Consider the following 9,563-nt stretch of genomic DNA (forward strand, 5'->3'; position numbering starts at 1 on the left):
GCGATCTTTTGACTTTTGTTTTTAGAAGCAAGATCAAAAGATCGCAGCCTTCGGCAGCTCCTACAGGGGGGCGGCGTGGGCTTTGGGGTTAGCCCAGAACTTCACGCATGCGATACCAGAGCATGCCCAGCGCCAGCAATGGCGAACGCAACGCGCGGCCGCCGGGGAAGGTCATGTGGGGCACGGCGCTGAAGACGTCGAAACCCTGGCTGTGCCCGGCATGGATCGCTTCACCGAGCAGTTTGGCGCACCAGTGCGTCACGTTCAGGCCATGGCCGGAGTAGCCCTGGGCGTAGAACACGTTGGGGTGCTGGCGCAGGCGGCCGACCTGGGGGAAGCGATTGGCGGTGATGCCGATCTTGCCGCCCCATTGATAGTCGATGCGCACATCCGCCAGTTGCGGGAAGACTTTGAGCATCTGCGGACGCATGTAAGCCGCGATGTCCCGTGGATCACGCCCGGAATAATGGCAGGCGCCGCCGAACAGCAGACGCCGGTCCGCCGATAGCCGGTAGTAGTCCAGGCCGACTTTCTGGTCGCACAGCGACAGGTTGTGCGGGATCAATTGCGCCGCCAGCTCCACCGACAAAGGCTCGGTGGCGATGATATAGCTGCCCGCCGGCAGCACCTTGCCACTGAGTTTTGGCTCGAGTTCCTCCAGATGCGCGTTGCACCCCAGCACGAGCGTGCCGGCGCGCACCGTACCGCCGGCGCAACGCACCTGCACCGTGCTGCCATGGATGATGTCCAGGACCGCACTCTGCTCGAAAATCCGCACGCCCAGGCCCTGAGCTACGCGGGCCTCACCCAGCACCAGATTCAACGGGTGCAGATGACCGGAGCCCATGTCCACCAGGCCGCCGGCATAGACGCCGGAATCGACCACCTGCTCACGGATCTTCCCAGGCGCGACCAGGCGGATTTCGTGGACGTAGCCGGACTCCTTCAGCTGCGCATGTTCAGCCTTGAGCCCGGCAAATTGCGCCGAGGTGTTGGCCAGCTCGCAAAAGCCCCAGCGCAGGTCGCAATCGATGCCGTGCTCACGAATCCGCCGGCCCACCAGTTCCACCGACTCGTTGCCGGCGCGCTCCATATAAGCCACGCCCTCGGCACCGACGTGCCGGGCAAAGCCGCTGACGTCATGGCCGATGCCGCGAATCAGCTGCCCGCCATTGCGCCCGCTGGCGCCCCAGCCGATGCGCCGGGCCTCCAGCAGAATCACCGAGAGCCCGCGCTGGGCCAGTTCGATGGCGGTGTTGACGCCGGTAAAACCGCCGCCGATCACGCAGACATCGGCCACCAGGTCCTCATTCAGCGTGGGGAAAGGCGTCAGGTTATGGGCCGAGGCAGCGTAGTAAGACTGCGTATGTTCCTGGGTGTACTGGTTCATTGGTTGGACTTCACTTTGCTCCAGGAACGGGTCATCAGTCGCATGATCGACTGTGGCGGCGTGGTGGAGATGTAGAGCTTGTCGAGGACTGCCTGCGGCGGATACACCTCGGGGTTGTTCACAAGTTCGGCGTCCATGTACTGCTTGGCCGGCGGGTTCGGGTTGGCGTAGCCGACCGAGGCGCTGACCTTGGCGATCACTTGCGGGTCGAGCAGGTTATTGATGAAGGCGTGGGCTTCTTTCTGGTTGGCGGCATCGGCGGGAATCGCCAGCAGGTCGAACCACAGGTTGCTGCCTTCCTTGGGGATCGCGTAGGCGATGTTCACGTTGTTCTTGGCTTCCTTGGCGCGGTTGGCGGCCTGGAATACGTCGCCGGAGTAGCCGAAGGCCACGCAGATGTCGCCGTTGGCCAGGTCCGACACGTACTTGGACGAATGGAAGTAGGTCACGTAAGGGCGAATGCTCAGCAGCTTGGCCTCGGCCTTCTTGAAGTCCTCGGGGTTTTCGCTGCGCGGGTCCATGCCCATGTAGTTGAGCACCGCCGGAAACACCTCATCCGCCGAGTCCATCATCGACACGCCGCACTGGCTGAGTTTCTTGATGTTTTCCGGCTCGAACAATACGGCCCAGGAGTCGATGTGGTCGACGCCCAGCACTTGCTTGACCTTGTCGACGTTGTAGCCGATGCCGTTGGTGCCCCACAGGTAAGGCACGGAATGCTCGTTGCCCGGATCGTTCTTCTCCAGCAGGGCGAGCAGTTTCGGGTCGAGGTTCTTGAAGTTCGGCAGCTCGGAGCGGTCGAGCTTGAGGAAGGCGCCGGCCTTCACCTGACGGGCCAGGAAGTGGTTGGACGGCACCACCACGTCATAGCCGGTGCGCCCGGCGAGCAGCTTGCCTTCCAGGGTTTCGTTGGAGTCGAAGACGTCGTAGATCACCTTGATCCCGGTCTTGGCCTGGAAGTCGGCGAGGGTGGTTTCGCCGATGTAGTCGGTCCAGTTGTAGACGCTGACGGTGGGCTGGGCCTGGGCCATGGCGCTGAACAGAGTGGCCAGGGCGACCGGGACCATGGATTTCAATAGACGCATTTCGACACCTCTTTGAATTGTTGGAATTTTTTGGGTGATTCTCTGGTGTTCTCTGACCCTGTGGGAGCGGGCTTGCCCGCTCCCACAGGTGAATGGTGTTGCCTGTGAGAGTGGTGGGCTGTCAGACGCTGAGGAGCAAAAATTCCCGCTCCCAGGAACTGATCACCCGCTTGAAGTTCTCGTGCTCGGCGCGTTTGACCGCGACGTAGCCGCGCACGAACTTGCTGCCCAGGTAGCGGCCGATGGCGTCGCATTCTTCCATCTGGGTCAGGGCGTCTTCGATGGTGATCGGCAGGCGCAGGTTGCGGCGTTCATAGGCGCGGCCTTCCACCGCGGCACTCGGCTCGATGCCTTCGACCATGCCGATGTAACCGCACAGCAGACTGGCGGCGATCGCCAGGTACGGGTTGGCGTCAGCCCCCGGCAGGCGGTTTTCCACGCGCATCGCTTCCGGGCCGGACGTCGGCACGCGCAGACCGACGGTGCGGTTTTCCTCGCCCCATTCCACGTTCACCGGTGCCGAGGTGTCCGGCAGGAAGCGGCGGAACGAGTTGACGTTGGGGGCGAACATCGGCAGCACCTTGGGGATGTACTTCTGCAGGCCGCCGATGTGCTGGCGGAACAGATCGCTCATCTTGCCGTCGACATCGGCGAAGATCGGCTTGCCGGTGGCGATGTCCACCACGCTCTGGTGAATGTGCATGGCGCTGCCGGGCTCGTCGCCGATCGGCTTGGCCATGAAGGTCGCGGTCACGTTGTGCTTGAGCGCCGCTTCACGCAGGGTGCGCTTGAACACGGTGATCTGGTCGGCCAGATCCAGCGCGTCGCCGTGACGGAAGTTGATTTCCATCTGCGCCGGGCCGTCTTCGTGGATCAGCGTGTCGAGGTCCAGGCCTTGCAGTTCGCACCAGTCGTAGACGTCTTCGAACAGCGGGTCGAATTCGTTGGCCGCGTCGATGGAGAACGACTGGCGACCGCTTTCCGCGCGGCCCGAACGGCCCAGCGGGGCTTTCAACGGCAGGTCCGGGTCTTCACAACGCTGGGTCAGGTAGAACTCCATTTCCGGCGCGACGATCGGCTTCCAGCCCTTGTCGGTGTACAGCTGCAGGACTTTCTTGAGCACGTTGCGTGGCGACAGTTCGATCGGGTTGCCGAACTTGTCGAAGGTGTCGTGAATCACGATGGCGGTCGGCTCGATGGCCCATGGCACCACGTACACCGCGTCCGACACCGGCTTGCAGACCATGTCGATGTCGGCCGGGTCCAGCAGGTCGTAGTAGATGTCGTCGTCGACGAAGTCCCCGGTTACCGTTTGCAACAACACACTTTCCGGCAGGCGCATGCCTCGCTCATGCAGGAACTTGTTGGTGGGTGCGATTTTGCCGCGTGCAATGCCGGTCAGGTCGCTGACGACGCACTCGACTTCGGTAATCTTGTGATCTTTCAGCCAAGTGAACAGCTGATCGAAAGGGGCATTCATAAAGACCTCGTTATTGGTTTTGTGAACGCGGGGGAAGGTTGATTTCATCTGTCAGATGCTTCCCACATGACGCGTTGACGACTATCTTGGGCGAGCCTTCAGCTTCCATCTATCCACTTTAAGCAGGACAAAACGCACCAAAAGAGTGCGTAAGGTCGCCCATGACAACGTGCAATTCACTGCAGGTTCAAGCGTTCAACACCGCCGATGTCGCCGAGCAGATCCGCGCCACACCGGGCTGGGTCCAGCATTACCAACAGATGTCGCCGGGGCATTTTGCAGGCCAGGTACGCTATCTGGATTTGCAGGGCGTGGAGATTTACGAAGAGTCGATGAACACCCGGGTTGAGCAGAATTTCAGCGCGCCACCGGGTTCGTTGGCGTTCTGTTTCGATCGCAGCGACAACGCGCTCTACGTGCTCAATGAAGAAAGCCGCAACATCTGGATCACCCCGGAGAACTATCAGGAAATCGCCGTGGTGTTCGGTCCGCAGTTCGTCCAGCGTCATGCGCTGGATGTCGCTCGCCTGGAAGGTCTGTTCCTGGCGCCGCTCAATTGCCAGCAGAACGGGTTGTTCAGCCGCTGGCTGAGCAGCACCCTGACGCAGCTGTCGCAAACCATCGACCCGCCGAGCCGCGAAGCCCTGACCGAGCAGTTGCTGGACGATTGCCTGTTCATCCTCGACAACGCCTGTGTTCGCCTGGACCAGGGCGCGTTGCAGCGCCGGGCAGGGGAGCGGGCGATCATGAAACGGGTAGGGGAATGGGCGGCGGATACGCCGGAAGAACAGCTGAATCTGCTGGAGCTGGCCCAGGTCGCCGGGGTTTCATTGCGCCAGTTGCAGCATGCGTTCAAGACCTACACCGGCATGGCCCCGACCCAGTGGCTGCGCCTGCGCCGACTCAACAGCGCCCGGCGTGAACTGCTCAGCCGTACGCCCACGCAAACCACCGTTGCCGAAGTGGCGATGCACTGGTCGTTCTGGCATCTGGGGCGGTTTTCCAGCAGCTACCGCGCGCTGTTCAAGGAGTTGCCCAGCGACACCCTGAAACGCGCAAGCACTGTGCAACCCGCAGGGTGCGGGCGGCGTTAGAAGGTCGGCGGGGTAATCACCCAGATCACCACGGCGTCCACGTCACCGGGGTTGCCGTAGCGGTGCGGTTCCTGGCTGGAGAAGCTGAAGCTGTCGCCTTCGCTGAGCTGGAAATAGCGCTCGCCCACCCACAATTCGAACTGGCCGGACAACAGGTAACCGGCTTCTTCGCCTTCGTGGCTGTAGCTTTGCTGGCTGTAGGTGCCCGGCGGAAAACGCGAGTGGAGCATTTCCAGCTGGCGGTTCGGCGGCGGGGTCAGCAACTGATCGACGATGCCATCCTCGTAATGCACGCTCAGGCGACTGTTCTTGCGCACCACCACGCCATCGTCTTCGGGGTTGGTGTTGGCTTCGCTGGCGAAGAACCACTGGATAGTCACGCCCAGGCTGCGGGCGATATTGAACAGCGCCGGGATCGACGGGTAGGCGAGGTTGCGTTCCAGCTGGCTGATGTAGCCGGCGGTGAGTTCGCTCTGCTGCGCCAGCTCCGCCAGGGTCATGCCCCGACGCTTGCGCAGGCCGCGAATGCGCGTGCCGAGGAAATGCGGCTCGGTGCTGCCGGTGGCGGGTTGTGTGGTGGGGCTGTTGCTCATAATCAATTCCGAACCGGAGGCTACGCAATCCCCTGTGGGAGCTGCCGCAGGCTGCGATCTTTTGATTTTGATTTTTAAAAACAAGATCAAAGGATCGCAGCCTGCGGCAGCTCCTGCACGGGGACCGTCAATTGAATGTAACGGCCCGGAGTATAAACAGCCTCAAAGCTCCCACGCGACTTTCAGCCCTTCATAAATCGCTTCTTCGGCGGTTCGCGGTGCCAGGCAGTCGCCGATGCGCCGCAATTCCACCAGCCCCTTCAGCTCATCCCCCAGGGTATCCACCGGCTGATGCCCCTGGCACAGCACCAGGGTGTCGATGTTCTCCATCAGCATCGCCTCGCCACTGGCGGTGTGTTGCAGATAGACGGTGTTGTCGTCGCAGCCGTACAGCCGCGCATAAGGCGTGATCGGGATGCCCAGTTTGTGCAGCTCGCCGGCCAGTTGATCGCGCACGTACAGCGGCAGGTTTTCCCCGCAATGGGTGCCGTTGACCGCCAGTTGCACCTGATGCCCGGCGCGGGTGAGGCGTTCGGCGATGCCGGGGCCGATCCAGTCGCAGCGCCAGTCGACCACCACTACCGAGCGGCCGATCTTCACCTCGTCGCGCAGCACCTGCCAGGCATCCACCACCTGCAATTCGCCGCCGCGCTCGAAATGCGGCCAGTAGGGTTCGGCGCCTGTGGCGACGATCACCATGTCCGGTTTTTCCTGCTCCACCAGCGCCCGGTCGACCCGGGTGTTGCGCACCACGCGCACCCCCGCCAGTTCCATTTCCCGTTGCAGGTTGGTGCTGGCGCCGCCGAATTCGCTGCGCCGTGGCAGCAATTGCGCGAGCAGTACCTGGCCACCCAGTTGCGAGCTGGCTTCGTACAGCGTCACCTCATGCCCGCGTTGCGCCGCCACGGCAGCGGCCTTCATGCCGGCCGGACCGCCACCGGCGATCATGATGCGCTTGCGGGTTTTCGCCGGCTGGCGCTGGCCGAAGATCAGCTCGCGCCCGGTTTCCGGGGCCTGGATGCAGGAAATCGGCAGGCCTTTGTGGAAGTGCCCGATGCACGCCTGGTTGCAGGCGATACAGGCGCGCACGTCTTCGAGGTGGCCGGTGTCGGTCTTGTTCGGCATCTGCGGGTCGCAGATCAGGGCGCGGGTCATGCCGCAGACGTCGGCCTGGCCACGGGCGATGATCAGCTCGGCTTCCTGGGGCTGGTTGATGCGCCCGGTGACGAACAGCGGAATGTTCAGGCTGGCTTTGAACGTCCCGGCTTCCTTGGCCAGGTAGGCCGCTTCGATGGCCATCGGCGGCACGATGTGCACCGCGCCACCGAGGGACGCCGAGGTGCCGGCGACGATGTGCACGTAGTCCACTTGCGTCTGCAGCAATTTCACCGCGGCCAGGGATTCGTCCTCGGTCAGGCCTTCGGGGTCGCGCTCGTCGGCGGAAATCCGCAGGCCGACGATGAAGTCTTCATCGGTGCTGGCGCGGATCGCCGCGATGATTTCCCGCAGGAAGCGCAGGCGTTGTTCCAGCTCGCCGTTGTAGCCGTCGGTGCGACGGTTGACCCGAGGATTGATGAACTGCGCCGGCAGATAACCGTGGCTGGCCACCACTTCCACGCCGTCGATCCCGGCCTGATGCAGGCGGCGGGCGGCAGCGGCGTAACCGGCAACAATCTCGTCGATCATGGCCTGATCCAGTGTGCGCGGCATCACCCGGAAACGCTCGTTGGGCACCGAGGAGGCGGAGTAGGCCACCGCCAGCAAACCATCGCTGGACTCCATGATTTCCCGCCCCGGATGGAACACCTGGGACAGCACCACGGTGCCGTGGGCGTGGCAGGTTTCGGCGATTTTTCGATAGCCGTCGATGCAGGCGTCGTCGGTGGCCATCAGCACATGGGAGGTGTACCGCGCACTGTCGTGCACGCCGGCCACCTGCAACACGATCAGCCCGGCACCGCCTTCGGCACGGGCGCGGTGATAGGCGATCAACTGTTCGTTGACCAGGTTGTCGGTGGGCATCGAGGTGTCGTGACCGCTGGACATGATGCGGTTTTTCAGGCGCTTGCCACGGATCTGCAAAGGTTCGAACAGGTGCGCGAAGGCAGGTGTCGAGGTGGACATGGTGCGGGTACTCCAGCGGGCTGAAGCCGAAAGGCCAGACAACAACCGGACGTGCCATGACACAGGACCTGTAGCAGCTGCCGAAGGCTGCTACAAAAGTCAGCACTCACTGGGTGTTGCTTACCAAAGGGCCGGGTTTTCGGCGTTGTTATTATTGTTCTATGAAAATTTACCTTGAGTAAAAAATCAACTTGTTTTTTTACTGAGTCTTGCAGTAGTTTCGTTTCAAGCCCGCTCTTGGGCCGCCTCACCAGACAAGCCTCATCAACAATAAAAAAGGGCCGGCAGGCCGGCACCACGAGGAACCATTGATGAAATCGAACATGCTCAAGCACGGTTTTTATCCCTTGGCGTTGACCCTGGCCATGGGCCTGGGCAGCGTCCAGGCCGCATCGGAGATGGTGGTGGTCGGCTACGGCGGCGCCGGTCAGAAAGCCCAGGACGTGGCGTTTTTCCAGCCGTTCAGCGCGGTGGATCAAAGCAAGGTGATCCAGAGCGAATACAACGGCGAGATGGCGAAAATCAAAGTCATGGTCGACACCGGCAATGTCGACTGGGACGTGGTGCAGATCGAAGGCCCGGACCTGATGCGCGGGTGCGAGGAGGGCATGTACGAACGGCTGGACTGGACCCGTCTGGGCCACGCCGACCAGCTGATCCCCGAGGCGGCGCAGGATTGCGGGTCCGCCGCGCTGGTGTGGAGCGTGGCGATTGCCTACGACACCGACAAACTGGCCCAGGCCCCGACTTCCTGGGCGGACTTCTGGGACGTGCAGAAAACCCCCGGCAAACGCGGGCTGCGCAAACGCGCGGTGTACAACCTTGAATTCGCGTTGCTGGCGGACGGGGTGAAGGTCGAGGACGTGTACAAGGTGCTCAATACGCCCAAGGGCGTGGACCGCGCGTTCGCCAAGCTCGACCAGCTCAAGCCCTACATCCAGTGGTGGGAAGCCGGCGCGCAGCCGCCGCAATGGCTGACCGCGGGGGATGTGGTGATGACTTCGACCTACAGCGGGCGTATCGCCTCGGCGGCGCAGAACGGCAGCCATCTGGGGCTGGTCTGGCCCGGCAGCCTGTACGGCATGGATTACTGGGCGATCATCAAGGGCTCCAGGCATGTCGATCAGGCCGAGCGCTTCATCGCCTTTGCCAACCAGCCGGATGCCCAGGTCAACTACGTGAAGCAGATCCCTTACGGCCCGACCAACACCAAGGCCGCCGCACAACTGGACGACAAACTCGCGCAATGGGTGCCGACCGCGCCGCAGAACCTCAAGGGCGCGCTGTCGATGGACGTGGGTTTCTGGGTTGATCATGGCGAAGAGCTGGAAGAGCGCTTCAACGCCTGGGCCAGCAAATAACGCTTGCGGCTGGACGTCCACGGGCGTCCGGCCGTACTGTCTGCCGCAGCCGATTCGCCTGGAGATCCAAAAACAATGAACGACATCGTGACCCATCTGCCACGCAGTGCCACCGAACAACGCTTGCGTGAGGAGCTGGCGGCCTGTTATCGCCTGATTGCGCATTTCCGTATGACCGATCTGATCTTCACCCACATCTCGGTGCGTTTGCCGGGGCCGGAGCATCATTTCCTGATCAATCCTTATGGGCTGATGTTCGATGAAATCACTGCGTCGAATCTGGTGAAGATCGATCTGCAGGGAAGGGCGGTGGAGCCTTCGCCGTATCCGGTCAATCCTGCGGGGTTCGTGATTCACAGTGCGATTCACGGGGCTCGGGAGGATGCGCAGTGTGTGTTGCATACCCATACCAAGGCCGGGTGTGCGGTGGCGGCGC

Annotated in this window: 8 protein-coding genes; 3 read left to right on the forward strand and 5 right to left on the reverse strand. The window is 62.3% G+C overall.

Annotated features, from left to right (window positions below; translation table 11 throughout):
• Positions 1–88: 88 nt before the first annotated feature.
• The 3 genes from HNO86_RS26430 to HNO86_RS26440 form a co-directional block, all read right to left on the reverse strand.
• Positions 89–1,390: an FAD-binding oxidoreductase gene (locus tag HNO86_RS26430; RefSeq protein WP_175379869.1), complete on the reverse strand. Its 1,302-nt coding sequence runs from the start codon at positions 1,388–1,390 to the stop codon at positions 89–91.
• Positions 1,387–2,475 carry a polyamine ABC transporter substrate-binding protein gene (locus HNO86_RS26435; RefSeq protein WP_175379870.1) on the reverse strand — a complete coding sequence of 363 codons (1,089 nt, stop codon included), beginning with the start codon at positions 2,473–2,475 and terminating at the stop codon, positions 1,387–1,389. Before HNO86_RS26435 ends, HNO86_RS26430 begins: the two co-directional genes overlap by 4 nt.
• A 121-nt stretch (positions 2,476–2,596) precedes the next feature.
• Complete coding sequence (locus HNO86_RS26440; RefSeq protein ID WP_175379871.1) at positions 2,597–3,955, reverse strand: glutamine synthetase family protein; 1,359 nt, start codon at positions 3,953–3,955, stop codon at positions 2,597–2,599.
• Positions 3,956–4,116: 161 nt separating this feature from the next.
• Here HNO86_RS26440 and HNO86_RS26445 point away from each other — a divergent pair, with 161 nt between their 5' ends.
• The gene (locus HNO86_RS26445; RefSeq protein ID WP_175379872.1) at positions 4,117–5,049 is read left to right on the forward strand and encodes a helix-turn-helix domain-containing protein; all 933 of its coding nucleotides are present in this window, start codon (positions 4,117–4,119) and stop codon (positions 5,047–5,049) included.
• Here the strand turns inward: HNO86_RS26445 and HNO86_RS26450 are convergent.
• Both HNO86_RS26450 and HNO86_RS26455 read right to left on the reverse strand, forming a co-directional pair.
• The gene (locus HNO86_RS26450) at positions 5,046–5,642 is read right to left on the reverse strand and encodes a cupin domain-containing protein (protein ID WP_175379873.1); all 597 of its coding nucleotides are present in this window, start codon (positions 5,640–5,642) and stop codon (positions 5,046–5,048) included. The two genes, HNO86_RS26445 and HNO86_RS26450, sit on opposite strands and share 4 nt — an antisense overlap.
• A 162-nt stretch (positions 5,643–5,804) precedes the next feature.
• The gene (locus HNO86_RS26455; RefSeq protein WP_175379874.1) at positions 5,805–7,766 is read right to left on the reverse strand and encodes an FAD-dependent oxidoreductase; all 1,962 of its coding nucleotides are present in this window, start codon (positions 7,764–7,766) and stop codon (positions 5,805–5,807) included.
• 311 nt (positions 7,767–8,077) lie between these two features.
• Between HNO86_RS26455 and HNO86_RS26460 the strand changes: the two genes are divergently transcribed.
• Both HNO86_RS26460 and HNO86_RS26465 read left to right on the forward strand, forming a co-directional pair.
• Entirely contained in the window at positions 8,078–9,127 is a 1,050-nt protein-coding gene (locus HNO86_RS26460) for an ABC transporter substrate-binding protein (RefSeq protein ID WP_175379875.1), read from the forward strand.
• Between the two features lie 75 nt (positions 9,128–9,202).
• The coding region (locus HNO86_RS26465) for a class II aldolase/adducin family protein (RefSeq protein WP_175379876.1) at positions 9,203–9,563 on the forward strand (361 nt) is incomplete at its 3' end.

It is taken from the genome of Pseudomonas sp. C1C7 (assembly GCF_013359595.1).
Classification (GTDB): domain Bacteria; phylum Pseudomonadota; class Gammaproteobacteria; order Pseudomonadales; family Pseudomonadaceae; genus Aquipseudomonas.

What these genes read in the sequence shown, in the direction of transcription:
- HNO86_RS26430 (WP_175379869.1), bottom strand. Translation starts at nt 1,390, where the DNA reads ATGAACCAGTACACCCAGGAACATACGCAGTCTTACTACGCTGCCTCG.
- HNO86_RS26435 (WP_175379870.1), bottom strand. Translation starts at nt 2,475, where the DNA reads ATGCGTCTATTGAAATCCATGGTCCCGGTCGCCCTGGCCACTCTGTTC.
- HNO86_RS26440 (WP_175379871.1), bottom strand. Translation starts at nt 3,955, where the DNA reads ATGAATGCCCCTTTCGATCAGCTGTTCACTTGGCTGAAAGATCACAAG.
- HNO86_RS26445 (WP_175379872.1), top strand. Translation starts at nt 4,117, where the DNA reads ATGACAACGTGCAATTCACTGCAGGTTCAAGCGTTCAACACCGCCGAT.
- HNO86_RS26450 (WP_175379873.1), bottom strand. Translation starts at nt 5,642, where the DNA reads ATGAGCAACAGCCCCACCACACAACCCGCCACCGGCAGCACCGAGCCG.
- HNO86_RS26455 (WP_175379874.1), bottom strand. Translation starts at nt 7,766, where the DNA reads ATGTCCACCTCGACACCTGCCTTCGCGCACCTGTTCGAACCTTTGCAG.
- HNO86_RS26460 (WP_175379875.1), top strand. Translation starts at nt 8,078, where the DNA reads ATGAAATCGAACATGCTCAAGCACGGTTTTTATCCCTTGGCGTTGACC.